This window comes from Paenibacillus sp. FSL P2-0322 (assembly GCF_037975315.1).
GTDB lineage: Bacteria > Bacillota > Bacilli > Paenibacillales > Paenibacillaceae > Paenibacillus > Paenibacillus polymyxa_B.
In genome coordinates this window covers 341,048-366,471 of the sequence record NZ_CP150243.1, presented here as the reverse complement: position 1 = coordinate 366,471, position 25,424 = coordinate 341,048, and the positions used below count along the sequence as shown (strand labels likewise).

At 45.1% G+C, this 25,424-nt stretch carries 22 protein-coding genes; 11 read left to right on the top strand and 11 right to left on the bottom strand.

All coding sequences use genetic code 11. The features are described 5' to 3' along the window. The first annotated feature begins 421 nt into the window (after window positions 1-421). From MKY24_RS01605 to MKY24_RS01575, 7 genes are all read left to right on the top strand, one after another. Complete coding sequence (locus tag MKY24_RS01605) at window positions 422-766, top strand: DUF805 domain-containing protein (protein ID WP_023986605.1); 345 nt, start codon at window positions 422-424, stop codon at window positions 764-766. Window positions 767-919: 153 nt separating this feature from the next. After that, window positions 920-2,515: a spore germination protein gene (locus MKY24_RS01600; protein WP_069080547.1), complete on the top strand. Its 1,596-nt coding sequence runs from the start codon at window positions 920-922 to the stop codon at window positions 2,513-2,515. Window positions 2,516-2,551: 36 nt separating this feature from the next. Continuing rightward, the gene (locus MKY24_RS01595; protein ID WP_023986603.1) at window positions 2,552-3,757 is read left to right on the top strand and encodes a Ger(x)C family spore germination protein; all 1,206 of its coding nucleotides are present in this window, start codon (window positions 2,552-2,554) and stop codon (window positions 3,755-3,757) included. 74 nt (window positions 3,758-3,831) lie between these two features. Then, window positions 3,832-4,083 (top strand): hypothetical protein, encoded by a 252-nt coding sequence (locus MKY24_RS01590; protein WP_023986602.1) that lies wholly within the window; start codon window positions 3,832-3,834, stop codon window positions 4,081-4,083. Between the two features lie 15 nt (window positions 4,084-4,098). Then, the gene (locus MKY24_RS01585; RefSeq protein ID WP_023986601.1) at window positions 4,099-5,250 is read left to right on the top strand and encodes an endospore germination permease; all 1,152 of its coding nucleotides are present in this window, start codon (window positions 4,099-4,101) and stop codon (window positions 5,248-5,250) included. Beyond that, the gene (locus tag MKY24_RS01580; RefSeq protein WP_254349149.1) at window positions 5,240-6,361 is read left to right on the top strand and encodes an endospore germination permease; all 1,122 of its coding nucleotides are present in this window, start codon (window positions 5,240-5,242) and stop codon (window positions 6,359-6,361) included. The genes MKY24_RS01585 and MKY24_RS01580 overlap by 11 nt, the downstream gene beginning before the upstream one ends. Before the next feature lie 255 nt (window positions 6,362-6,616). Next, entirely contained in the window at window positions 6,617-7,015 is a 399-nt protein-coding gene (locus MKY24_RS01575) for a hypothetical protein (RefSeq protein ID WP_023986599.1), read from the top strand. A gap of 127 nt (window positions 7,016-7,142) precedes the next feature. On the opposite strand, the gene pyk is transcribed toward MKY24_RS01575, so the two are convergent. Further along, window positions 7,143-8,558: a pyruvate kinase gene (gene pyk, locus MKY24_RS01570; RefSeq protein ID WP_023986598.1), complete on the bottom strand. Its 1,416-nt coding sequence runs from the start codon at window positions 8,556-8,558 to the stop codon at window positions 7,143-7,145. A gap of 179 nt (window positions 8,559-8,737) precedes the next feature. On the opposite strand from pyk, the gene MKY24_RS01565 reads away from it, so the two are divergent. Then, on the top strand, window positions 8,738-9,526 hold the full coding sequence (locus MKY24_RS01565) for an AraC family transcriptional regulator (protein ID WP_023986597.1): 789 nt from the start codon (window positions 8,738-8,740) through the stop codon (window positions 9,524-9,526). 193 nt (window positions 9,527-9,719) lie between these two features. Here the strand turns inward: MKY24_RS01565 and MKY24_RS01560 are convergent, their stop codons facing one another. The 5 genes from MKY24_RS01560 to MKY24_RS01540 all read right to left on the bottom strand — a co-directional run bounded on the left by MKY24_RS01560 (window position 9,720) and on the right by MKY24_RS01540 (window position 16,125). Beyond that, entirely contained in the window at window positions 9,720-11,138 is a 1,419-nt protein-coding gene (locus MKY24_RS01560; protein ID WP_013308350.1) for a sucrose-specific PTS transporter subunit IIBC, read from the bottom strand. Window positions 11,139-11,205: 67 nt separating this feature from the next. Continuing rightward, window positions 11,206-12,681 (bottom strand): sucrose-6-phosphate hydrolase, encoded by a 1,476-nt coding sequence (locus MKY24_RS01555; RefSeq protein WP_339201282.1) that lies wholly within the window; start codon window positions 12,679-12,681, stop codon window positions 11,206-11,208. A 184-nt stretch (window positions 12,682-12,865) separates the two neighbouring features. Next, window positions 12,866-13,888: a LacI family DNA-binding transcriptional regulator gene (locus MKY24_RS01550; protein WP_023986592.1), complete on the bottom strand. Its 1,023-nt coding sequence runs from the start codon at window positions 13,886-13,888 to the stop codon at window positions 12,866-12,868. 166 nt (window positions 13,889-14,054) lie between these two features. Further along, window positions 14,055-14,897 carry an aldo/keto reductase gene (locus MKY24_RS01545; RefSeq protein WP_023986591.1) on the bottom strand — a complete coding sequence of 281 codons (843 nt, stop codon included), beginning with the start codon at window positions 14,895-14,897 and terminating at the stop codon, window positions 14,055-14,057. Between the two features lie 31 nt (window positions 14,898-14,928). After that, complete coding sequence (locus MKY24_RS01540) at window positions 14,929-16,125, bottom strand: MFS transporter (RefSeq protein ID WP_023986590.1); 1,197 nt, start codon at window positions 16,123-16,125, stop codon at window positions 14,929-14,931. A 187-nt stretch (window positions 16,126-16,312) separates the two neighbouring features. Here MKY24_RS01540 and MKY24_RS01535 point away from each other — a divergent pair, with 187 nt between their 5' ends. Beyond that, window positions 16,313-16,678: a helix-turn-helix domain-containing protein gene (locus MKY24_RS01535; RefSeq protein ID WP_013308345.1), complete on the top strand. Its 366-nt coding sequence runs from the start codon at window positions 16,313-16,315 to the stop codon at window positions 16,676-16,678. Window positions 16,679-16,755: 77 nt separating this feature from the next. Here MKY24_RS01535 and adhP read toward each other — a convergent pair whose 3' ends face one another. Then, entirely contained in the window at window positions 16,756-17,772 is a 1,017-nt protein-coding gene (gene adhP, locus MKY24_RS01530; protein ID WP_023986589.1) for an alcohol dehydrogenase AdhP, read from the bottom strand. 217 nt (window positions 17,773-17,989) lie between these two features. Here adhP and MKY24_RS01525 point away from each other — a divergent pair, with 217 nt between their 5' ends. Continuing rightward, window positions 17,990-18,826 (top strand): carbonic anhydrase family protein, encoded by an 837-nt coding sequence (locus tag MKY24_RS01525; protein ID WP_023986588.1) that lies wholly within the window; start codon window positions 17,990-17,992, stop codon window positions 18,824-18,826. Between the two features lie 111 nt (window positions 18,827-18,937). Here the strand turns inward: MKY24_RS01525 and MKY24_RS01520 are convergent, their stop codons facing one another. Further along, window positions 18,938-20,224, bottom strand: coding sequence for a Gfo/Idh/MocA family oxidoreductase (locus tag MKY24_RS01520; RefSeq protein ID WP_023986587.1), 1,287 nt, complete (start codon window positions 20,222-20,224; stop codon window positions 18,938-18,940). Between the two features lie 137 nt (window positions 20,225-20,361). Between MKY24_RS01520 and MKY24_RS01515 the strand changes: the two genes are divergently transcribed. Continuing rightward, on the top strand, window positions 20,362-21,198 hold the full coding sequence (locus tag MKY24_RS01515; protein ID WP_068938343.1) for an AraC family transcriptional regulator: 837 nt from the start codon (window positions 20,362-20,364) through the stop codon (window positions 21,196-21,198). A gap of 79 nt (window positions 21,199-21,277) precedes the next feature. Here the strand turns inward: MKY24_RS01515 and MKY24_RS01510 are convergent, their stop codons facing one another. The 3 genes from MKY24_RS01510 to MKY24_RS01500 form a co-directional block, all read right to left on the bottom strand. After that, on the bottom strand, window positions 21,278-22,381 hold the full coding sequence (locus MKY24_RS01510; RefSeq protein ID WP_023986585.1) for a hypothetical protein: 1,104 nt from the start codon (window positions 22,379-22,381) through the stop codon (window positions 21,278-21,280). 433 nt (window positions 22,382-22,814) lie between these two features. After that, the gene (locus MKY24_RS01505; protein WP_023986584.1) at window positions 22,815-23,543 is read right to left on the bottom strand and encodes a LytTR family DNA-binding domain-containing protein; all 729 of its coding nucleotides are present in this window, start codon (window positions 23,541-23,543) and stop codon (window positions 22,815-22,817) included. Between the two features lie 414 nt (window positions 23,544-23,957). Then, window positions 23,958-25,256 (bottom strand): sugar ABC transporter substrate-binding protein, encoded by a 1,299-nt coding sequence (locus MKY24_RS01500; RefSeq protein WP_023986583.1) that lies wholly within the window; start codon window positions 25,254-25,256, stop codon window positions 23,958-23,960. Between the last annotated feature and the right edge of the window lie 168 nt (window positions 25,257-25,424).

Genomic DNA, 25,424 nt, shown 5'->3' with positions numbered 1-25,424 from the left:
TCCTCTCGTTTTGAACATCCCTGATAACATAAAAAAATATTGAGAAAGCGGTCAGGATTATGTTTGTATTAACTTCTTCAGCCTCGAATTTAATGTTGCTCATCCCTCCTTTTTCATCATTAAAGCGCTTTCACTTGATTTGAAAATAAAAGCACCTTCTGTTAAGAAGGACGTTTCAAACCTAGCGGTTAACCGTACCTCTATATTATTCAATGGATATGGAAAATTCAATATGTAATTTTATATTTTTATAAATTATTCATCGAATTATTAACATTAATAAATGTATTGCGTAAATTTCTAGTTTAAAGTTATAATTTTACAAGTAAAATTTTATATGTTTCCTGCCGATATACCTAAAAGGACAATTTTACGGATACTGTAAAGAACCGTTTAGATTTTATAAGGAGGTGAAAAATATATGCAATGGTATTTAAATGCATTAAAAAACTATGTAGGATTCCAAGGTAGAGCAAGACGTACAGAGTATTGGATGTTTATCCTATTTAGTGTAATCGTTAGCTTTGTAATCAGTCTGATCGATAGTCTTGTTGGCTTATCACCGATATTGACTTACATTTATTCTTTGGCTGTCCTGCTGCCATCCTTGGCCGTCCTGGCCCGTAGACTGCATGATACAGGCAGAAGCGGATGGTGGATTCTAATCGCTCTGATTCCTCTGGTAGGGTCAATTATTTTGATTGTATTCACATGCCAAGACAGTCAGCCTGGCGACAATAAGTATGGGAAAAACCCTAAATTGTAATGGTTGTAGATGTCTAAAACCTCTTTCACTTTTGTGAAGGAGGTTTTTTTCATATCTGTATCTCCCCCATCGAAATTTCAGCAGTAAGTTTATCTGGAGACCCCTGCGTCCATACTGGATTAAAAAGTATCCTCAAAGAGAGGGAGAACGTTCATGCGTTTTCGGAAAAGAACCCCCCCTAACAAAGTTAAAAAGCCGCCAGTCCAGCACAGCGAAAGTAAGTCTGAGCATTCAGGAGAGCAGCTCAGTGCGAATATCGGAAGCAATCTTCAGCAAATCAGACAAGCACTCGGTAACAGCACTGACATCATCATAAGAGAAATTCGTATCGGCAAAGATGGTGACCAGCTCATTGCAATTCTCTATACGGACGGTTTGGCGGACAAAAATATAGTCTCCGACTTCATTATGGAATCGATGATGCTGGATAGTAGCTTGTCCAGAGACGTAGAGTACAGGCTCCAGAACTCCTCTAGTGTCATGCAAGTATTGAAAGATTATGCCCTAACCATCGGAAGCATCCGGGAGATTATCGACTTTGAAACCTTATATAACGCGCTGTTGTCCGGGGATGCTGTCATTTTGATTGACGGTGAGACACAGGGAATAGTAGCCAGCGCACGTGGATGGAAGGATCGCGGTGTCACCGAGCCTGCCTCGGAAAATGTCGTCCGTGGGCCGCGGGAAGGATTTTCTGAGACACTGCGCACGAATACGGCATTGATTCGGCGTAAGATTAAAGATCCGAATTTGTGGCTGGAAACCAAACAAATCGGTCGTGTAACCCAGACCGAAGTCGCTGTCATGTATATCAAAGGGATCGTGAACCCTAAATTGGTCGAGGAAGTGCATGAGCGATTGAATCGCATTGATGTAGACGGCATTCTCGAAAGCGGTTATATCGAGGAGTTAATCCAGGACGAAACTTTCACCCCTTTTCCAACAGTATATAACTCCGAACGTCCAGACGTCATCGCCGCCGAGCTGTTGGAAGGAAAAATCGCGATCCTGGTGGATGGGACCCCGTTTGTGCTTGTCGTACCTGCGCTGTTTGTTTCCTTCCTGCATGCGGCGGAGGATTATTATCAGCGTGCGGACATCAGCAGCTTCATCCGGGTTCTTCGTTACACCGGAGTTTTTATCTCCCTGTTAGGTCCGTCCCTATATATTGCCATCACTACGTTTCATCAGGAAATGCTGCCGACCTCACTGCTGATCGGTCTGGCAGCACAGCGGGAGGCCGTTCCCTTCCCCGCCTTTATCGAAGCACTCATGATGGAATTAACTTTTGAAATATTGCGGGAAGCTGGAGTTCGTATGCCGAAGTACATCGGGGCAGCCGTCTCTATCGTAGGCACACTCGTCATCGGGCAAGCTGCCGTCGAGGCGGGCATCATATCTGCAGCAATGGTTATTGTCGTATCGATTACGGCGATTTCAAGCTTTGTTCTCCCTGCCTATAATATGTCCATCGCTTTTCGTATGCTGCGGTTCCCCTTGATGGGACTTGCCGCTTCCTTTGGGCTGTTCGGGATTATCGTTGGAGGCATTGCCCTGGTCCTGCATATGTGCAGCCTTCGTTCGTTCGGTGTTCCCTATATGACTCCTTTTGCACCTCTAATACCGACGGACACCAAAGACACCATATTTCGGTTTCCTCACTGGATGATGACTTCACGTCCACGGTTAGTCGATCAGAAGAATGTCAAACGTCGAAACAGCGCTCCACCTCGCAAATCAAGGGAATAAAAGAAAAGAGAAACAGTCGGAAAGGAGTGGATAATCATGAAGCGGAAGATAGCGATTCTGTGCCTGATTCTTGCACTCGTTTTACTTCTGACGGGCTGTTGGAATCGCAGGGAGTTGAATGAACTTGCCATCGCCGTTGGTATGGGGATTGATAAACAAGGAGATCAATTCCGGGTCTCTCTCCAAGTGGTGGATCCTGGAAAAGCATCGGCCAAAAAAGGAGCAGGCGGTGGTGCTCCAGCCACCTTGTATACAGAAGAAGCCGATACCATATTTGAAGCGATCCGAAAAATAACAACGATTAGCCCCCGGAGAATGTATTTTTCTCATCTGCGTATATGTGTAATCGGTGAATCGATGGCCACCGAAGGAATGGCGAAATCTTTAGATTTACTCTCCAGATATCATCAGTTCCGAACCGATTTTTATATTGTAGTGTCCAAGGGCACTAGTGCGGAGGATACGTTAAAAATTATGACACCTTTAGATCCGATTCCCGCAAACGACCTTTTCTCCTCTCTGGAAACATCACAAAAAAACTGGTCACCCAGTACGACAGTAACTTTGGATGAATTGGTATCAGCACTCACCAGTGAAGGAATGCAGCCTGTCTTGACAGGACTCCGAATCGTTGGCAATAAAGAAACGGGAGAAACAAGCGGCAATGTGCAAGAGATCGCCCCATCCGCCCGATTACAGTATTCCGGACTTGCTGTATTTAGAAAAGATCGATTAATCGGGTGGTTAAATGAAACTGAAAGTAGAGGCTACAATTTCATCCGCGGCAAAGTGCAGAGCTCTGTCGGCTTTGTAGCTTGCCCCAGAGGCGGCAAAGTCGTTTCGGAAATCATTCGTACCCAAACAACTATAAAAGGGAACGTTTATAGGGGGGAGCCCCAGGTCAATATAAAAATGCAGGTTGAGGCCAACGTGGGAGAAGTCGAGTGTAATGACCTGGATCTGACCCAGGTGGGGACGATTTATGACATTGAGAAGAAAGAGGAAGAAAAGATAGAAGAGATTATGAAAATGGCTGTCAGAAAAGCTCAAAAATCATACAAAGCTGACATTTTCGGATTCGGTGAAGCCATTCACCGCGCTGACCCGAGAACCTGGAAATCCATTAAAAAAAATTGGGATTATGAGCACTTTGCAGAATTACCCGTAAATATCAAGGTCAATTTCAAGATTCGGCGCTTGGGCACGATTGGCAGCTCATTTTTGAATGATATTAAGGAGTAAATCCCTTGTCAGATACGGCGGGGGATCTGGCTCCTGTATAGAACCTTACCCTACAAAAGAAGGTGTTTCCCAAGATGCTATCTCATATGGTGAAAGTTCTGGGCATATTACTAACCGCTGCTGCAATCAGCTTGATCGAGGTCCCCTACATGTGGAAAAAGGGGTTAAAAAAAGAGCTTTGGTTATTCTCCATCCTTCTCCTTTTTGCCGTCGGAATTTGCTGCGCCAAGGCATTAAACTGGCTTATTCCAACTCCTCTGGATTGGATAACAGCGGTATATAGACCTTTCAGTGATTTCCTGACCCATATCGGTCTAATAAAATAAGACGAGGTGAAATAGGTGCCCGCACAGATCAAAATCTCAGCACGCCAAATTATGATATTAACGGCTCTATTTACGATCGGGAGTGCAATCCTCATCATTCCTTCAGGCATGGCGTTGGTAGCCAAACAAGATGCGTGGATTGCCGCGCTCGTCGGGGTCGGGGCCGGGCTCCTTGTCTTGTATTTGTACAGCAAGATTGCAGCTCTGTATCCAGAGATGACTCTGATTGGGATTATGGAAACCCTGCTCGGAAAATGGTTAGGCAAAGCCGTCGGTCTTCTGTTTTTCACCACACTTTTCATCAATGCTCCCGCTCCCGTTTTATTTTATTTAGGGAATTTTATGACTACTCAAATGATACCAGAAACACCAATTCTAGCGGTAAATATCCTTTTTGCGCTTATTATATTGTTGGCTGTTCGGCTGGGCCTGGAAGTGCTGGTCCGTTCTGCCGAACTGATGTTTCCGTTATTTACTCTTCTTTATATTTCTTTTACAGGTTTAGTGGTGTCCAATATTAAATTAGAAAACATTCAACCTGTATTAGAGGCGGGATTGGGACCTATTTGGCCTGCTGCCCTGTCCTTTGTTAGCACTGTGTTTATACCTCATATTATTCTGCTCATGATCTTCCCGGCTTCTGTAAATCGTTCCGATCAAACCCGTAAAGCTTTTTTCATAGGCAGCCTAATTGGCGGATTAATGTTGGTCGTGGTGGTTGCACTGGCAGTTTTTGTATTAGGTCCTGATTTAACGGCAAGAAATATTTATCCTAGCTATGCGTTAGCCAAAAAAATTAACATCGGCAATTTTTTACAGCGTATCGAAGCAATTATGGCTACCATGTGGTTTATTTCACTCTTTTTCAGAATCACGCTGTACATGCACACTACTGTGACAGCAATAGCCCAAATCTTTCGTTTGAAAAACGACCGGCAACTGGTGCTTCCTCTCGGGATGATTTTAGTCATCATGTCCGTCATCGTGTATCCCAATGTCCCATATCAACAAATCTATGATACAAAGACGTGGGTTCCTTATTCACTATCAATCGGGTTGTTTCTTCCCTTACTGCTGCTCAGTATACATGCCCTGAAAAGGTTGGGGACAAAGAAGAATAACAAGCCGGATGATAAACGTGAAGATAGAGGTGAAGATGGTGCCTAAGCAAGTTAAAATCTCCACACGGCAATTGTTGATCTTAACGATATTATTTACAATCGGCACTGCAATCCTCGTCATCCCTTCCGTTATGGCCGCCACTGCTAAACAGGATGCATGGATCGCAGCACTCGTCGGAGTGGGCTCCGGGCTGCTGTTGATATGGCTGTACAACACGATTACCATCCTGTATCCACAGATGACCCTGATTGAAATCATGGAGACCCTTTTGGGCAAGTGGTTGGGGAAGTCTGTTGCTCTGCTGTTTATGGTTATGTTTTTTCTGGGGGGTCCTGCTGCGGTGTTGTATGATTCGGGGAATTTTTTGACTACTCAAATGATGCCGGAAACGCCGATGCAAGCGGTCAACATCCTCTTTGCGCTCATTGTATTGATGGGCGTGCGCCTGGGACTGGAAACGGTAGCCCGTTCTGCTGAACTATTGTTTCCCTTGTTCATTTTGCTGTATACAGCTTTTGTCATTTTAGTCGTATCCAATATCAAACTGGAGAACGCCCAACCGATGCTGGAGAAGGGAGGCGGACCCGTTTGGTCTGCCGCCTTGTCCTTTATTAGTATTGCGTTTCTGACCCATATTGTTTTTCTAATGATTTTTCCGTTTGTCGATCAGCCCGATCAAGCGCGCAGGGCTTTTTTAACAGGGGGACTGATTGGCGGGTTGATTCTGGTTGTGGTCATTGTATTGGCCGTTTTGGTTTTCGGCCATGAATTAACAGCAAGAAGTATGTATCCGAGCTATTCATTAGCCCAAAAAATAAACATTGGAAATTTTCTTCAGCGTATTGAAGCGATCATGGCCGCTATGTGGTTTATTTCGCTCTTTTTCAGGCTGGCTCTGTATATGCAATCGATTATGATAGCCATTAGCCAAATCTTTAATCTAAAAGATGATCGTCCGCTGATCTTCCCTATCGGAATGATCCTGATCGTCATGTCGGTGATCATATACCCAAATGTCCCATACCAGCAATCCTGGGATGCAAAAATATGGACACCTTTTTCCTTATCTATGGGCCTTTTTCTGCCTCTCCTGCTGCTCTGTATGCATGGGATACGAAAAATCTGGTCAAAGAAAAAAATAGGGACCGAAGGATAGATCACATCCATCGTACGAGCCCTCCTACGAGCATCGGTGAAATTTTTTTGCTGTTACCTGTTTACATCCTCCTCTTTTAGTTTATTTTAAACGAGTATTAAGCTGGCGCTAAGATTGGGTGTGTATGATGTATATTAGAATCTGGTAACTACATAAGCCGGATCGGCTAAAGGCATAAACATTACTCCCGTTGGATATCCATATAAAACTCCACCCTGTCAGAAATTGAATGAAACACAAAGGAGATTTACACTTATGAATCGAAAACGAATTATGGTCATCTGTACACTGTTGCTGGCGTTATCTATTGGGCAGTCTTCTACTTGGGGAAGTCGGGCTAATGCTGCTACACTGGCTCCAGAGAGAGCCCCTCAGGTACAGGATAATGAAGCTTCCAAGGATGATGAACTTTTGAAAACACTGGGCGCATCCTCGGATGAGCAATTGTATGATGCGTTATATAACGGTCAAACCTTGGCAGATATTGCACAATCCAATAAACAGGACGCACAGGCTGTTGTTGATTTACAGGTAGCTCAGTTAACGGAGCAGTTGGATCAACGACTGGCCAATAAGAGCATTACGCCTGAGCAATACGAAGCCCATAAGGCAGAATTGACACAGGTCGTTGCTAAAAGTGTGTTCGGGCTGTAAGCAGTGACACACTTGGCCCGCTTTACGCCGTAGTCCATGACCCCTCAGAGGTGCTTCCGAATTCATGTCAAAAAGGCGCTCCCCGATGGGATGAGCGCCTTTTGGCTTGTCTATATTTTGTTTTAACTTACACTTGATATACTCGGATCAAGTTCGTAGTACCTGCCTCAGCGACTGGAACACCTGCCGACAGAACTACAGTATCCCCTTTATGGATATAACCTGCATTCAGCGCGTTACGGATGGAGGATTCGAACATTTCATCCGTTGTAGCTACTTTATCCCCTTTGATCGGGAACACACCGGATAACAGGCAAATTTTAGCGAATACCGTGTTATTCGGAGTAACCGCAATAATAGGTGCCTTCGGACGATATTTGGATACCATACGTGCCGTGAATCCGCTGGCAGTCGACGTAATAATCGCTTTCGCATCCAGTTCCAGGGACGAACTCACCGCTCCCTGACTAATCACTTCCGTAATGTTGGTGCTTTGACGTGCTCTGCGCTTATCGAACTGCTCCTGATAATCGAATTGTGATTCTGCTCTGGCAGCTACAGCGGCCATGGTCCGTACAGACTCGACAGGATATTTACCTGCAGCAGATTCGCCCGACAGCATAACAACATCGGCTCCTTGCATAACAGCATTAAACACGTCACTAACTTCGGCTCTCGTCGGACGTGGGTTCACCTGCATGGATTCCAGCATGTGGGTAGCTACGATAACGGGCTTGCCGACCAGATTACACTTGTCTATCATTTCTTTTTGCATCACAGGCACATCTTGAATCGGCACTTCGACGCCCAGATCGCCACGGGCTACCATAATGCCATCGGAAGCTTCGATAATATCATCCAGGTTTTCCATGCCTTCAGCATTTTCGATTTTGGAATAAATTTGTACATGCTCAGCATGATGTCCCTTCAAAATCTCACGGATTTCACGGATATCGTCGCCTTTACGCACAAAAGAAGCCGCAATAAGCTCAACGCGCTGCTCCACCCCAAATTGGATGTGCCTCACATCTCGCTCCGTCACGCCTGGAAGGGTTGTATGAATCCCTGGCAGGTTTACACCTTTTCTCGGCTTCAAAATACCGCCGCTTACAATATTACAAATCATTTCCGTACCCTCGATGGAGGTTACAGTCAGATCAACCAAACCGTCGTCAATGAGAATGCGGTCGCCTGGTTTGATGTCCTTCGGCATATCCGGGTAATTCACTGAAATACGATGCTCGTCCCCTAGAATCTCTTCTGTGGTCAGAATGAGCTGGCTACCTGGTTTCAACAGACAAGATGCCTCTCTCAGCTTGCCAATCCGTATTTCTGGTCCTTTAATATCCATCATGACAGGTATAAAGGTATTCATTTCCTTCGCAGCCTGCCGCACATTTTCGATACGTTTAACGTGATCTTCCAGTTCACCGTGAGCCATATTCAAGCGGGCTACAGTCATACCAGCCTGAATCATTTCTTTTAACAAATGAATGGAGTCACAGGCAGGTCCCATAGTACAAATAATTTTCGTTTTAAGCATAGTAATGTCATCCTCCTGAATGTCTTTACTGTATGGTTTTCTATTCCACTTTGCTTCTCTATCTACATTAAACTTATATGGCTCTATTCTACCTGTACCCGTGCACCAAGACTATGAACTATAGTATGATGAATGTACTACAGTATAATGAATATTGAAGACATCGGGGAGTGAGTTTCGTGATTACATTGGTGGATATACGGCAGGACAACGGTGTGGACTGGTATGAAAAGGCTAGTGCAAATAGCGACAACGATGACTTACTGTTCATTTTGGTCACCTTTGGCAAATGTGTATATTGGGTGAACGATTGCAAATTCATTCTCGGTAAGGGTGAAACACTGCTTTTACCCGGTCATCTGGATTACTATGGCAAGAGCATTCCTACGCTTTTTCATACCAAGTATGTGATACATTGTCGCAAAACATGTACGAACAGCACACTTCCCATACTGAATACTGACAAGCCGTTGTTGATCAAACCTGGATGCTACGATATGCTGCATGAACGGATCAAATCGATGTACTTTCAATGGACTGAACACCCTAGCTACTACACCATGATGGCTGACTGTCTGCTGACCGAGGCCATGATATATATGAATCAGGAATGGGACAAAGGCGCCATTTCTTGCGATCGAGAGCGACATGTAGAACATATGAAACAGTATATCCAGAACCATTACCGGGAAAAGGTAACCAAGGAGGAGCTTGGCGACGCCATCCGTAAAACCCCCAATTATGCCGCGACGCTGCTGCGTGAGGTAACACGCCAAACGATCAGTGAGCATGTACATACACAACGTATTAAAACCGCCATCTACATGCTGACCGAGTCCCGGCTAACGATTCGTGAAATTTCGGAGTATGTGGGATATAGTGATGTTTCCTATTTTCATCGAATCTTCAAACGGTTGACAGGATGCTCGCCGTCCGAATTTCTGGATGAACGTTCCTCAATCGTTTAGTTTGATGATCTGGAGCGGAATTTCATAGTTCAGGATTTTGCAAAATCCTTAGTTAATAAAAATGGTCGCTCCACCTGGAACCCTGCTCTAGTAGCCCTTTTTCACTAGGGACCAAGAGCGTTCCATGTAGAACGACCATCATATTTATGCTTACGCGTATAAATCTGCGTGTATTCGCATTACTTGGGTGGTGTTAATTGGAGGAACCCGCTGTTTTGACCTCTTCCAACATTTTATCGTTATAGCCAAACATCCAGGTCAGGACAAATGCTACCACCATAGCAGCCAAGTTCGCCAAAATGTAAAGCGGAAGCTGATGATTCATGTAGAGCAACGTGCCCGGAATGACCGTAACTGCCATACCTGTAGCCGCCAAATGGAAGACCGAAGCGATAAAACCGCCAACCGCACCACCGATGAGGCCCATGACAAAAGGCTTCATGTATCTCAGGTTGACCCCGAAAATAGCCGGCTCCGTAATCCCTAGAAAAGCAGACAACGAGGAAGGAAGTGCTAACGCTTTCAGCTTGCTATTCTTCGTTTTCAGTCCAACCGCCAGACAGGCAGCACCTTGAGCAGCCATAGCGCAGGTAATGATGGCGTTAAAGGCGTTTACGCCGTTCTTTTCAAGCAGTTGAATCTCCAAGAAATTAAATATATGATGCACACCTGTAACGACGATAATCTGATGCAAGAAACCGATGACAATCCCTGCAATACCGAAAGGTAAATCCAGCACAAACGTTGTTCCGTGCAGCACCCATTCTTCGAGTGAATGGAAAATCGGACCGATGGCAAACAATCCCAAAGTGATCATGATTAACAGTGTTAAAAACGGTGTAAGAATCAGATCTAGCGCTTCAGGCACCCGTTTGCGCAGCGCCCGCTCCAGCTTGGCTCCGATCAAGCCCACGAAGAAAGCTGGCAATACTGAGCCTTGATAGCCCACCACAGGAATGAATCCGAACATCGTCAACGGGTGAGCTGAGCCGTCCGCAACACTATAAGCGTTGGGCAAGGCCGGGTTTACCAGCATCAGACCAAGAACGATACCCAGCACTGGACTGCCACCAAATACTCTAAAGGCTGACCATGCGACTAACGCTGGCAGAAAAGCAAAGGCCGTATCCGTTAATACTTGTGTGTATAATAGAAAATTGGGTGAAATGTCCTGTGGCGTCATGCCGAGTAGAGCGAGAATTTGCGGCTGAGTGAGCAAGCCACGTAGCCCCATGAACAGCCCCGTAGCAACCAGTACAGGAATAATCGGTACAAACACATCGCCAAAGGTACGGATGGAGCGTTGGAAGACGTTTCCTTCTTTTTTCGCCTGACTCTTCACCTCTTCTTTAGATGAACCGGTTACGCCAAGCTTTTCGACCTCTTCAAAAATTCGATTTACCGTACCCGTACCAAAAATAATCTGATATTGCCCGGAATTGAAAAAAGCACCCTTGACCTTGTCGATCTCCTCAACTTTTTTCTGATCAATCTTCTCCTTGTCATGCACCATAATTCGCAAGCGCGTCGCACAATGAGCAAAAGATGCAATATTTTCTTGCCCACCGATTGCCTGGATCACTTCTTTAGCTATTTCTCTGTTTTCCGCCATGATGTTCATCCTCTCGTTCATTCCGTTATGTTTGATGATTAACGAACCACTTGATGTTTTAGCCTACTCATGTAAAATCCCATTTTACCGCCTGGAAGAGAGCCTCTCCCTTGTCGGCAAAAAAGCGTATTTCGTCACTCTCTGGATGCGGAAAAATACGACTGGTGAACACCTCTTCCCCATCATTGACGAAAATCTCAACTGAAGACGTATCTACAAACAAATGTAGTTTGATATGATCTTTATCCCATGAACACTGCCGTACCTCACCATACGAAGTGGCTACAGGCTCACCTGATTGCGAACGGTCCAATATTAGTTTGCGGCTGACGGCATTATATTTAATCACCGTTTTCTCAGTCTCACTCGCACGGAATTCAATACCAAACACCTTAGCGCTCAAAAGATCTACCTCACAGATCAGCTCATAGGCCGTACCTGTAAATCCTTCATAGGTTTTGCTCTCTGAGAATAACGTGTCAGCTACCCGATCCTCACGATTTCTACGTAGCGTAGTTAGCTCAGGGATCGGCCGCTGCAAGAGTTTGCCCTCATGAAGCGTAAGCTCCCTTGGTAATGTCAGACAATGAGCCCATCCGTTCGGATCTGTGGGATATTCGATATCCGGCAGGCCCATCCATGCCACCATAATACGCCGCCCCTGTGGGTCAATCATCGTCTGTGGCGCATAGAAGTCAAAGCCTCTATCGAGCTCGTGGAATGCACCGTGCTCCAGTCTTCTTGTCCCGGTATCCAACGGCTTGCCGATTACATAGCCCGATTGATAAATATTGTGATTTTCATCCCCAGAAGGCTCCAAGCCCTGAGGAGAAAAGATCAAGACCCCCGCTTCGTTCAGTTCAAAATAATCTGGACATTCCCACATGTAGCCAAACGATTCCAGGCCTGTGCACAATTCTCCCTCGAACTGCCACGTACGAAGGTCGGTTGATCGGTAGAGGACGGCGCAGCCTGTTAAATTCGTTCTCTGGGCACCAATCACACAGTAAAAGCTATCGCCGTCTTTCCATAGCTTGGGATCACGAAAATGGTCTGTATACCCTTCTGGCACATTGGAAATAACGGGGTGCTCCCATTTAGTAATGTGACCTTTATCGTCCATAACAGCCATGCATTGATAAGGATGTCTGATCCAATCTTCATCTCGTGCATTTCCCGTATACAGCATATATAACTTGCCCTCATGCTCCAGTGCGCTGCCCGAATAAGCCCCATGCGAATCAAAATAATCCCCAGGTGCAATACCAATGCCCGCACTATTCCATGTGACCAAATCTTTGGATTTCAGATGATACCAGTATTTCATCCCATGATCCGTTCCGAGCGGAAACCACTGATAAAATAAGTGGTATTCACCTTGGTAATATGAAAAGCCATTGGGGTCATTGAGCAAACCTGTCGGTGGCTGGATATGAAACGCCTGCCGCCAGTGACATTGCTCCACTTTCTCCTCCAAGCTGGCTATTTCACCGGGCTCTGCCTGCTCGATCATTCGATACTTTTGTTCTCTTGTCATTTTCATAGGTGTACCTCATTTTTATTAAAACTTTCGCTTCAGGAACCGGTTCCAAATCAATGAAAAAAACATTCTATCGGAACCGGTTCCCATGCGATTAAAAAAATATACTCATCCATGGATTTGCAACCGATTCCATTTGTGCCCGAATGCTATGGAACCGGTTTCGAAGAAATTATAATCCACTTGTTCAGCGTTTGTCAACGCTTTCTCTTTCGATAAGGGAATAATTCATGACCGTCACTTTTTCTACCGATTTATGTTCTACCAGCCGCATAATATTTTGCGCTGCTACACGTCCAGCCTCCATATACGGATATTGAACGGTTGTCAGGGCAGGGTGAATGACCTCCGTAATATCGTATCCCCCAAAGCCAGTTACCGACAAATCCGACGGAATGACAATCCCTCTGGAATAAGCCGCATTGATTACGCCCAGCGCGATATTATCCGTAGCACACACCATTAACGATGGCTTGAAATGGTCCAAAATGGCGGATGCAGCAATCCGTGCATCGGACATTTTAAATCCGGTCTCATAGTATCTGATATCATACCCTGCTGCTCGCATCGCATCGTCCGTATGAGACTCAGCAGGCAATGCATCGCGAACAGCCTGCCTAAAGCCCTCCTTGCGCTGCACACCGACGGCAACATCCTTTTCAGTAACACCAACGTAGGCAATTTCGCGGTGTCCCTGTGACAAAACGTACGTGCCGATATCATATCCTGCACGATAGTCATCATGGATAAGGCTATGAAGCTGCTCGTGCTGCTGGCCCACCAGCAACACCGGAATACCGATGTCACGAATCGCGGTCAGATGGTCGTCTGTGATTTGAGCAGCCAGCAAAATGATACCCGAAATCTTTTGTCGGCCCAGCTCATAAATAGCTTCAATTTCACGCTGTACATCCTGGCTCGTATTGGAGATCAGCATCTGATAATGCTGAGAACGCAGCTCCTCATCAATCCCCATCAACGTATGGGATGTCGCAAAAGAATCCAGACGCGGCACAACGGTGCCGATAATGTTGGTCCGCTTCGCCTTAAGACTCTGGGCAAAGGCATTGGGCACATACCCCGTGGCTTTAACCACTTTTTCAATTTTACGTTTCGTATCCACGCTGACAGACCCGCCGTTCAAAAAACGGGATACCGTGCTCTTGGATACACCAGCCATTTGGGCTATATCTGCAATCGTCTTATTCATGAAGTCCCCCGGAGATTTTTCATATTCATATGCTTCCAAAACGTCTCTTTTCACATAACCCTATAATACCATATGGCGGGATTGGATTGCTGTGGCTCCAGACCCATCATGCACAAAACGCCGTCCCTTCTGAAGAAGGAAACGGCGTATCATAATGAACGTAATTTTAAAAATCAAAGTTATCCGGATCTGGACCTACTCGAAGATCGGCATTTAACGCCTGAATTCGATCCATATCCTCGCGCGTCAGTTCGAAGTCAAAAATGTCGGCATTTTCGACGATCCGATGCGCCTTGGTAGACTTGGGAATGGTGACAACTCCCTGCTGCACATCCCAGCGTAAAATCACTTGCGCCACCGATTTGCCATACTTGGTCGCTATGTCTTGCAGTACCGGATGATCGAGCAATTGGCCTTGCATTAACGGGGACCAGGCTTCCATTTGAATGTCGTTCTTTTGACAGAATTGCAACAGCTCGGCTTGGGTTAATTGTGGATGGAACTCCACTTGATTGATCATTGGCTTAATTTCAGCATCCTTCATGAGATCTTCCAAATGATGAATCTGGAAGTTGCTGACTCCAATCGCCTTAATCCGTCCTTCTTTATACAAGGATTCCAACGCTCTCCAAGCTTCTTTATACTTTCCTTGAACTGGCCAATGAATCAGATATAGATCCAGATATTCCAGACCCAGCTTGTCCAGACTGGCTTCATAAGCTGCTCGTGTCTCTTCATAGCCTAAATCTGCATTCCACACTTTGGACGTGACGAACAGATCTTCTCTGGACAGATTATTTTCCTGAAGGGCTTCCTGAATAGCCTGCCCTACACTGCTTTCATTCGCATAGATTGCAGCTGTATCTATACTGCGGTAGCCATGCTTTACAGCAGCCTTTATAGCATCGACCAGCTCCGAACCTTCTTCCACTTTAAATACCCCAATGCCAAACCAAGGCATGTGAACTCCATTGTTTAACAATGTTGTGCTTTGTAAGTTTTGTGTCATTTTGTATCTTCCTCTCTATTTTTTAAAAGCTTTAACCTGTAATGGTGGTTGTATCCCTTTTTTCGAGCATACGACTCCAACCTGTGAGCAGAACCGCAACGAAAACCATAATGCTCCCGATCCAGGCCGTATGAATGAGACCGAGTGAATCCGTTACAATCCCGCCTACATAAGCTCCGATGGCTATCCCTGCGTTGAAAGCTGCAATATTAACAGCAGAGGCAACATCGACAGCTTTGGGTGCAAACCTTTCGGCCAACATGACTACATATACCTGTAGCCCGGGCACGTTCATAAACGCAAGCAATCCCATAAAGAAGATCGTAATCAGTCCTGCCGTTTTAAAAGGTGCCGTGAACAACAGGAGAAAAAGGATCACTGCTTGAATCAAAAACATGTAAAACAAAGCTGAAAGCGGCTTGCGGTTGGCTGCTTTTCCGCCAATAACATTCCCGATGGCAATCGCAATTCCATACAGCAAAAGTATAAACGTTACCGTACTTTGTTGAAATCCGGTTATGTCGTGAAGTAATGGAGATAAATAAGTAAACACCACAAATGTGCCTCCATACCCCAAAGCTGTAATGATAAATGCGAGTAGCAAGCGACCATTGGTAACCAGTTTGACCTGCTCGCGGAAAGGAGTCTTGTTCCCTTTGCGCAGCGTAGATGGCAGCAGAATCAGATTGGCGATGAGTGCCACTACACCGACGACCACAATCGCCATAAATGCAGCCCGCCAACCCCATTGCTGCCCAATGTAGGTACCCAAAGGTACACCTGTGACTGTGGCTACGGTCAACCCGGAGAACATAATGGAAATAGCACTCGCTCGCCGATCATCCGGCACAAGATCGGCCGCAATGGTGGAACCGATAGACATGAACACCCCATGGGCGAACGCTGAGATCACACGTGCAATCAGCAGCAAGGCAATTCCGCTAGAGACCGCAGCGAGGCTATTACCTGCAATAAATATAATCATGATCCACAGCAGCAACGTTTTACGGGGAACACTTGATGTTAATGAAGTCAAGACAGGTGCCCCGATGGTAACCCCTAATGCATATAGCGTTACAGTTAGTGCAGACATCGTTACAGATATATGCAAGTCTTCAGCAATCAGGGGAAGTAGTCCCACGCTGATGAACTCGGTTGTTCCAATCGCAAAGGCGCTTACGGCTAGAGCCAGTAATGGCCAGATACTTCGTTTTGATTCTGGCGACATGTTTTTCACTCCTATCTATAGAAATCTTCGACCAGCAGATGTTATTATGAGTTATTCAAGCAAATATGAACAGTACGTACTTTTTAGTGATATAGGTACTAAAAAGTACCCTAGATAAAGTTCTTTTTGATTAAAACAGGCTGTTAAGGTATGTATAACAGAAGTGATACACATGGGGGGATCTGCATTGGGGAAGAAAAAATACAACATCTCTGTTGAGGCGACGTTAGAGGTGATCGGCGGGAAATGGAAATGCGTGATTCTGTGTCATTTGACACATGGAAAGATGCGGACAAGCGAATTAAAACGGATGATGCCTTCCATAACACAAAAAATGCTGACTCAGCAGCTTCGTGAATTAGAGGAAGACGGCATTGTCAATCGGATTAGCTATAATCAGGTTCCACCCAAAGTGGAGTACGAGCTTAGTGAATATGGATGTAGTCTGAAAGGCATTTTAGATTCTCTTTGTGCTTGGGGAGAAAGACATATTATTAAAGAATACGGGGATAAGTCTGCGGTTTTGGAAGATAACATTCTGAATAAGCTGTAAAGCCAAAAAGAGCGCCTGCAATACATCAGCAGGCGCTTCTCTCTCCGAATTCCAAGGGTTACGAATTGGACATCATTTTAATTTGTGAAATCGATGACCATGCGTCCTTGGATTTTGCCCTGCTCCATCTCCTCGAAGATCTCATTAATGTCTTCGATCGGACGTTTTTGTACAAGAGGGACGACTTTACCTTCTGCAGCGAACTGGAACGCTTCTTTAAGGTCTTCACGAGTGCCGACCAAGGAGCCAATAACTTGAATGCCGTCCAGAACCAGACGTGGAATGTCCAGATCCATCTTATCAGTTGGAAGACCTACAGCTACAACACGCGCGCCAGCCTTTACAACGTCGATGGCCTGGTTGAAAGGTGTTTTGGCAACAGCAGTAACCACGGTTGCGTCCAGACCAGCACCGTTTGTTAACTCCTTAGCTCGGGCGACCGGATCTTCTTTCATGCTGTTAACGATATAGTCAGCACCAATTTGTTTAGCCAGTTCTAGTTTTTCATCACTAATGTCAAAGGCTACAACTTTAGCATTGAATACATTTTTGGCGTATTGCACAGCCAGGTTACCCAAGCCGCCAATGCCGAAGATACCGATCCATTGTCCTGGTTTGATTTCACTTACTTTAACTGCTTTATATGTTGTAACCCCTGCGCAAGTTACACTACTTGCAGCGGCAGGGTCAAGACTATCTGGTACTTTGACCGCGTAGTCAGCTGTGACAATACATTGCTCTGCCATTGCACCGTCTACCGTATATCCGGCATTTTTAACTTCACGACACAGCGTTTCCCGCCCGGTTAGGCAATATTCGCAGTGACCGCAGCTTTCAAACATCCAGGCAATACTTACGCGATCACCAATCTTAAGACTGGTTACTCCTTCGCCTAATTCAATGACTTTTCCAATACCTTCATGCCCCAGAACTCTGCCTGTGACATCACCGAAATCTGCATTTTTCACATGTAAATCTGTGTGGCAAACTCCACAGTATTCGACTTGGACTAACGCTTCCCCATGCTTCAGGGAGCGTAAAGGTTTCTCTTCTACACTGACTTTCTTGTCTTTTGTAACAATTGCTGCTTTCATGTAGATCTCTCCTTTAATTAGATATGGAATTATTTTGTAATGCACACTTCATTATTATAGTAATTTTTGCCCAAAAAGGACAAATATAAATCTAACTTAAAACTATTTAATCGAAAAACGCTTCTTTCTAAGTCCTTGGACCCTTGTAGGAACTTTGTACAATAATTTACAATGTAAAAAGTTTCACATACTCTATTTGGAAGAAGGATAAAGAAACATGAAAAAAAACTGGAAAGGTTGCCTGTTCAGCATATTTGCCATTATCTTGGTCGTGTCGGTAACAGGATGCAATTCACAGCCCGCCATTTCTAGTACCACCAGCACTTCATCCTCATCGGCTAACAACGCTCATGCAGTTGTTCAGAAAGGCCCACACTGGTCCTATGCAGGAGAAGAGGGACCCGAGCATTGGGGAGAGCTGGAAAAAGATTTTGTTGCTTGTGGTAACGGCCACGAACAATCTCCTGTCAATATAGAGCATACCCATCTTGAAGCATCGCAAACGCAGCAACCTCTGCAAGTTCATTACACCAATACGAAAGCATCCATTTTAAATAATGGGCACACTGTGCAAATCAGTGTTGCCGATGCCAACAATAACATCGTGCTGGACGGTACTAAATTCACTTTAAAGCAGTTTCATTTTCATCACCCGAGCGAACACCAAATAGATGGTAAAAATGCTGAAATGGAGCTTCATTTTGTCCATCAAAGCGACAACGGAAGCACAGCAGTCTTAGGGGTCCTTATCCAAAGTGGCAAAGAAAACAAGGCTTTCAACCGCATCTGGTCCAAACTGCCGAAAGATATTTCCCAAGAAGCAGCTCTGGATGAAGAAATAAATCTCGCTACGCTGCTGCCAAAAGACCTGCACTCCGTTCGTTACAACGGATCGCTGACTACCCCGCCATGCACAGAACATGTCAATTGGACAGTGCTGGAGCAGCCTATTGAAATGTCCGCAGACCAAATCAACCAGTTTGCTGCCATTTTCCCCGATAACCATCGTCCTGTACAACAGCTGGGAACCCGGGAACTGACTGCCGATAAATAATAAAATAAAGTGCCGTAAGATGTAAGGTGCATTCTATATATAAATACAACCCAAAAGCCCCCTCTATTCATCTAGTTAGAGGGGGCTTTTCGGTATTAAATTTACTGCTCATTACAAGCGCACCAGTTCCTCCACCTTCACCGGCTGACCTGTACGCATAGAACGGTTGGCGGCGATGCCTGTTAAAATGGACCATGCACCGTCGATATGTGAGGCCGCACGATGAAACCGATCCTCTGCTGGCTTATCAAAAATATCACGCAGCATAACTGGATCTCCTCCGCCATGCCCCCCCTGGCCTTCCTCCACTTCGACCTCATAAGGTGCTGCAAAGTGGGGATAGATGGTGATGGTCTTCTCTTTTAGTGCACCCTCATCTGCCTTGCTGCCGCCGGAATTAACATAGGATTGCTCGGATACCCGAACCTCCATCCGTCCCGTCGTGCCGTTAAATACGATGATAAAGCCCTCCCAAGGCATGTAAGCATTCAGTGAATAGTTCATCACCGTCTTGTTCTGATACTTCACCATGACACTCAGCGTATCTTCAATGCTGATATTGTCGCCAAATACGCTTTGATCCCGCACATAGCCATCCTCATGCTCAGCATCCAGATACATGCTTTTTAGATGTTCGTTACGGTCCAGATGTAGCGCAAAGGGGTCATTTTTCGCTGCCTTGCTGCCGTAAGCCCGTTGATAAAACTCCGTCACGCCACGCTGCTCCGCATTTTCCCGTCCGTAAAATTTCAGATCCCCCATCGCATACACCGTCTCCGGTTTTGAGCCAAGCCAAAAGTTCATCAGATCAAAATGATGCGTCGATTTATGCACCAGCAGACCGCCGCTATTGCGCTTGTCCCGGTGCCACCGACGGAAATAATCGGCGCCATGCTGTGTATTCAGCAGCCATTCGAAATTGACCGACAGCACCTCTCCGAGCGTTCCGTCCATGATGACCTCACGGATTTTCGTATTGTGTGGTGCATAGCGGTAGTTAAAGGTGACGCGCAGTTTCCGTCCCGTGCGGTCTATGGCATCCAAAATGTCTTGGCATTTATCTTCATCCACCGTCATCGGCTTCTCGGAAATGACATCACAGCCCAGCTCCATCGCCCGGATAATATACCGATGATGCACCCGGTCAATGGTCGTGACAATGACGATATCTGGCTTCGTCTCCGCGATCATCCGATCAAACTCGTGAGCTTTATAGGTCGGAATCGGCTCATGCTCGTATTTCTCCTGCAACAGCCGATTGGCATAATCCATTCTCGTCTGATTGACGTCACAGAACGCGATCAGCTCCGAGGTATCTTTGAAAACGGTAACAACTTCACCGTAAAAAAATTCGGCTCTTCCTCCAGTACCCACAAGTGCATATTTGATTTTAGCCAATTGGTTCACACCCTTTACATGAATTGCTTTTATTTTATAGTATAAGAAAGAGCAAAATCTTCGCTTTTATTATGATTTTTCCCGTAAAGTGTACATATATTATCCTTATGCATTTTTTATTAAAGGAGACTATCGATATGATCGCTACACCCCGTTTTGCCATCGAGCAAGCACTGCGGAAGGTGCCATTCAGCATGTCTGCCGACCATGTCCACCAAGCGCACGAAATCTATTATTTGCTGGCAGGAGAGCGCTACTACTACATTAATCAGCGGGTATACGCGCTCCAGAAGGGCGATCTGATTTGGATCAGCAAACATGATTTTCACCGTACGAGTAACAAGGGTAGTGGTAGCCATGAACGGATTTTGATTAACTTTGATGAAGAATTTGCAGCCTCGTCAATGAATGTCTCTCCCTCCAGCGATCAGAACCAGCTTCTTCTGCCAGAAAAAAGCTTTCTGCTTCGCCCCTCCGCGGAAGAACAATGCGAGCTGGAGCATCTATTCCGGCAAATGCTAGATGAATACCACCAAGAACATGCCTACCGCCAACTATATCTCCAAAGCTTGCTACTCCAGCTCCTTATCCGCATCCGGCGCATACAATCGGCCACTGCCGATACCATTGCACCGGAACGTAGCGAAAAGCAGCAGCGCGTGTACTCGGTCATTGCATACCTGCATGCTCATTATGACGAGAGCCTGTCGCTAGATCAGCTGGCTGAGCATTTTTATATTAGCAGCACGTATTTGTGCCGTATTTTCAAGCAGACAACAGGTTTTACTTTAGTAGAATATCTTCAGGATGTGCGGGTGCAGCAGGCTCGTGCGTATTTGAGAGAAACGAGCTGGAAAGTAACCTCCATTGCTGAAAAAACGGGCTTTGACAGCATTGCTCACTTTGGTCGTGTATTCAAGCATCTTACCGGGCACACCCCGCTACAGTACCGAAAAAAATACAAAAAGGAGTAGAGGAATGCCCCTACTCCTTAACTCCCATCAAGGTGATGCCTTCAATAATTTGCTTTTAGACAATGATGAAGATTTCGATTTAAGATATTTTTTGTAGCTTGGTAAGCGAATAGGTGCGGCCACCATCTGAAGTATAAAAATAATTGAATGGACTTAAGAACTCGCAAACCTGGAATGTATCCAAATTAATAACGATGTAATTAGGACCATACGAAAAATCGGCTTCCCCTGTTCCAAAGGTTCTCGGAGTTTGAAGACCCGAAGGATCGGTGTAATCCATAATATGGGTTACATCTCCTTTTACATTACGATAATAGCTGTTACTATACAGCCATGACCCCTTATTGATTTCAATCAGTAATGCATTTGGAGCAGAATAGGGTGCACTACTGGAGAACGACCCCAAATATACGCCCTTTACTTCAGCTACTGAAATGCTCATATCTCTAGCGGAATACCCATTTGGGGTATACCAAGTTTCGTGGTTTTCCCAATTGAGTCCCGTTAAGATATTATCTCCGTTGCTGCGGATCGTTGAAAGATCATAATACAATACGACTCTGGAAAGGTCAGCTGTACAATTGATAATGGCAGAGGCACCCGATGGATTGGAAGCATTCCACATCAATTTATAGCTGCCTTTTTCTTCACCTGTCGCAGAACCAATTACAATCGCATATTTACCTGCCGGGATATTAATGTATGCTTGACCTCCGTTTGCTTTAACACCCCATCCAGTAGAACTGCCTAACGAGCCGTTGGCATTGACATTGTACAGAATAGCCAACAGATTTGGATTGCTGGAATCCAGCTTTAGGAATGATAGCTGCTTTGCAGTGAGAGAAACCGCGTAGCTATCAAATGAATCACTGAGAGTGCCATCTCCTACAAATACAGGTTCAGAGATACCCCATGCGCTTTGCGGTTTAACGGTTCTGCTCTGGGTTGAATCTGTGGAAATCTTTTTCGCTTCGTCCGGAGATATTTCATCTAGATTTTCAAATTTTTGAGTATCCATTGCAGAATACGGTATCGAGGACATGGATTGAATTTCTGCCTTCTTCGTCTCTTCCTTAGCCGCTTGCGACGTTGTTTCACTTGCCGCGAAAGAGGGAACTACTGAAACACTGTACATGAGCAGTATTGCCAAAATAAAACTAACACTTTTTCTGACAAATTTCATAATGTACTCCTTTCACGATTGAGATACTTATTTTCAAAAAATTAGTAAGCTTCGTTCTAGGAAGTCATGTACATGATCATCTCTAAGATGCATAACGTAAAAGTCTATATCACTCGCATTCTCCTTTCGTAGTTTTGAATATGAGTCAATCGTTTCTTCTGTTGTGTCTAGATTATTAAATAGTACAGAAGAAATTTCAATGGACTGGCGTAGATAGTATGTTGATGTCGTAAACAGCATGAAATACGAGTAAATTTCCGTCCGGACAACTAAAAGAGGGTGTCGCAAACCAGCTGTAAATTAGCTGTTTCGCGGCACCCTTCATTAATTTGGGCATGCCTTTCTGATGATAGGACTGATTACGCCAAGGGTATCAGTACGACGCTACATTTCGTTCAAAAGACTTCAAGAAAGCATACTGTATTTATAATATTCACTGCAATACATCATCTGAATATACCTCAAGCAGGTTAGTAATATAATTCCTGCTCACAGGGAGATTGGTAATCTCATGACCATTAAAAATATCGACGGAATATGGATAAGTTATTTTTACTCTGTAGATTTTAGATTTTGCAATTACATACGACCTATGTATCTGGATAAAATTTTCACAGCCTAATAACTGCATCACTTTGTTTAAGGTTCCTCTAAGATAGATTTCCTCTTTTGTTGTATGATAGATTATCGTATGATTATTCACTTCCACAAAAACTATATCACTTTGACGAACACTATTTATGGTGGACTCTGCTATGATAGTGAACACTCGCTCCGGTTTTTTTTGCTTCACTACTCTATCCAAAAATAGCGAAAGTCGCTTCTCGTCAATAGGTTTTTTCAAGAAGCCCATTGCTTCCACTAAATATCCGTCAATAGCACGAGCAGAATCAACGGTAACAAAAATGATAGGTACCCGATTGCCCATTTTTCGGATATGCTTTGCTGTAGTCATCCCATCAATATCTTCTTCACTACTTAGCGAAATATCGAGCAAAACTACGTCTATATCTATGTGAGCATTAAGATATTGAATTAATTTCTGGGACGAATAAAAATCAGCACATTGCAGCTCTATATTTTTATTTAAAGCCCACCGAGATATAGACGCTTTTAACGCATCGCGCCAATAACATTCGTCTTCACAAATTACGACCTTCACGGCATACCACTTCCTTCATTTGTACAGTTAAGATACAAGTGTTGAAAATTTATGGTCGGTGGCTACAGCCTGCGGCGCTTTACCGAATTGCTTGATATGTGATTCTATGACGGGGACGGGCAATTCATCTTCAGACGGGTTTCCTTCATAATACGGCGTAGCACGAGACGACTTATTTGGAATCTTTTTTCCCTCGACAACAACAACTTCTACATGGGCGACTCGAATTCCTTGCTTGTTTTTAAGGCGAAACTCTGACTTTTTAAGGGGTAACTAATCAGAACCTGGAAAACAATTTTTAACAAAAGCTTAACAGACCCAGAAGCTGGGGGCCAATGAAAAGGCAGCCCCACAGCGCTTGATGCTTTTTCTGCATCTTGTCACCTTCCTCCCCGGTCACGGCCCATCCCGTGCCTACTTGACCGCCTTGGATATGATCTGATTCAACTTTTCAATGGTTGCCGCAGCATCCTGCTTGCCCAGGAACATCAGGTCGATGGTTTCCGTGATATCCGAGTTCAACCCCGGCACCTGAGCATCATAGGCCAGTGCAGATCCATGAGCATGCCCTATGTTACATCCCTCAGTCAAATAGCTTGAATGCTCAATTGTCGCCTTTTTCTTAATGCTCTCATCTGCCGCAGCAAGTGTACCCATGGCATTCCCGCCTTCAACTAGCCGCGCCTCCTGCCCCTTCACAGAGACGTAGAATGCTGCCAGCTTCATGGCCTCTTGCACATGCGGACTATTTTTGTTTACAGCTACATAGGCAACCGGAATGGCGACGGGCTCATTCTTACCGGTATTGGATGGCCAGTAGATATAATCGAAGTCGAGGCTTTTATTTTGACTAAACAAGGGCTCCAGCCATCTTCCCGCCGCCAGCATGCCGACTTGATTGGACATGAACATCGCGTCAGTCCCTTGCCCTTTGGGAAGCGAGCCGAGATATACCGCATTTCCCTTTTTCACCATATCGTACATAAAACTGAAGGCTTCCTTGCCCTTTTCATTGTGGTCCAGCACATATTTGCCTTGTTCATCAAAGATCTGACCGCCATTCGACCACACCCATGAATACCAGTGAGCCCACCAGTTTTCCGCAATATAACCCTGCTTTCCAGCTGCCTTCAGCTTGGATGTAACCTCCTCAAAAGCATCCCAGTTCCACTTGCCTTCGTCATAGTATTCTTGCGGCGTCTTCACGCCTGCTTCCTTAAATACCTTTTTGTTGTAATACATGACCATCGGGTTGGAGTCGGGAGTGACCCCATAGATTTCCCCGTCACGCTTTGCCGGTCCCCACAATCCTTCCGGAAAATCCTCAGCCTTCACATCACTCGCATCACTATTTAAAAACTCACCCAAAGGCTGCACCTGCTTCGCCCCGATCAAACGCGCAATCGTCGGTTCATACGCATAAAACACATCCGGTCCGCGACTTTCCTGAAGCTGTGTCAGCAGCTTTTGCTCATATTGGTCTCCCGGCACAGGCACCAGCTTAACCTCGATATATGGGTTTTCCTTTTCAAATGCATCCAGCGCCCGCTGATACACCTTCACCTCCGCAGGATTACCCCAAGCCAGCATCGTAAGCCGCACTTTTTGCCCGTCTGTGTTCTTTATTTTGGGAGAGGTACTGCATGCCGCTGCAAGCAAAAACAGAACGCTGAGGAAAAATCCAATCTTTATCCAGCTCATGTAATTGTCCACCTTAACCGCCTCCTGTAGCTTCACTTGGTTGTATGTCTTCTTTTTTTGAAACGCTTACAAAACTTTCCCTATCATCATATGTAGGAGGGCGAGACACGATATCCCCATTTTCATTTCTATATAAAATTTATTGTTCTCGACGAGATCTGCATATCAATGTTGCTGTAA

What these genes read in the sequence shown, in the direction of transcription:
- MKY24_RS01515 (WP_068938343.1), top strand. Translation starts at nt 20,362, where the DNA reads ATGATCGCTACACCCCGTTTTGCCATCGAGCAAGCACTGCGGAAGGTG.
- MKY24_RS01590 (WP_023986602.1), top strand. Translation starts at nt 3,832, where the DNA reads ATGCTATCTCATATGGTGAAAGTTCTGGGCATATTACTAACCGCTGCT.
- MKY24_RS01600 (WP_069080547.1), top strand. Translation starts at nt 920, where the DNA reads ATGCGTTTTCGGAAAAGAACCCCCCCTAACAAAGTTAAAAAGCCGCCA.
- MKY24_RS01540 (WP_023986590.1), bottom strand. Translation starts at nt 16,125, where the DNA reads ATGTCGCCAGAATCAAAACGAAGTATCTGGCCATTACTGGCTCTAGCC.
- adhP (WP_023986589.1), bottom strand. Translation starts at nt 17,772, where the DNA reads ATGAAAGCAGCAATTGTTACAAAAGACAAGAAAGTCAGTGTAGAAGAG.
- MKY24_RS01510 (WP_023986585.1), bottom strand. Translation starts at nt 22,381, where the DNA reads ATGAAATTTGTCAGAAAAAGTGTTAGTTTTATTTTGGCAATACTGCTC.
- MKY24_RS01555 (WP_339201282.1), bottom strand. Translation starts at nt 12,681, where the DNA reads ATGAAAATGACAAGAGAACAAAAGTATCGAATGATCGAGCAGGCAGAG.
- MKY24_RS01545 (WP_023986591.1), bottom strand. Translation starts at nt 14,897, where the DNA reads ATGACACAAAACTTACAAAGCACAACATTGTTAAACAATGGAGTTCAC.
- pyk (WP_023986598.1), bottom strand. Translation starts at nt 8,558, where the DNA reads ATGCTTAAAACGAAAATTATTTGTACTATGGGACCTGCCTGTGACTCC.
- MKY24_RS01580 (WP_254349149.1), top strand. Translation starts at nt 5,240, where the DNA reads ATGGTGCCTAAGCAAGTTAAAATCTCCACACGGCAATTGTTGATCTTA.
- MKY24_RS01605 (WP_023986605.1), top strand. Translation starts at nt 422, where the DNA reads ATGCAATGGTATTTAAATGCATTAAAAAACTATGTAGGATTCCAAGGT.
- MKY24_RS01560 (WP_013308350.1), bottom strand. Translation starts at nt 11,138, where the DNA reads ATGGCGGAAAACAGAGAAATAGCTAAAGAAGTGATCCAGGCAATCGGT.
- MKY24_RS01550 (WP_023986592.1), bottom strand. Translation starts at nt 13,888, where the DNA reads ATGAATAAGACGATTGCAGATATAGCCCAAATGGCTGGTGTATCCAAG.
- MKY24_RS01525 (WP_023986588.1), top strand. Translation starts at nt 17,990, where the DNA reads ATGAAAAAAAACTGGAAAGGTTGCCTGTTCAGCATATTTGCCATTATC.
- MKY24_RS01575 (WP_023986599.1), top strand. Translation starts at nt 6,617, where the DNA reads ATGAATCGAAAACGAATTATGGTCATCTGTACACTGTTGCTGGCGTTA.
- MKY24_RS01595 (WP_023986603.1), top strand. Translation starts at nt 2,552, where the DNA reads ATGAAGCGGAAGATAGCGATTCTGTGCCTGATTCTTGCACTCGTTTTA.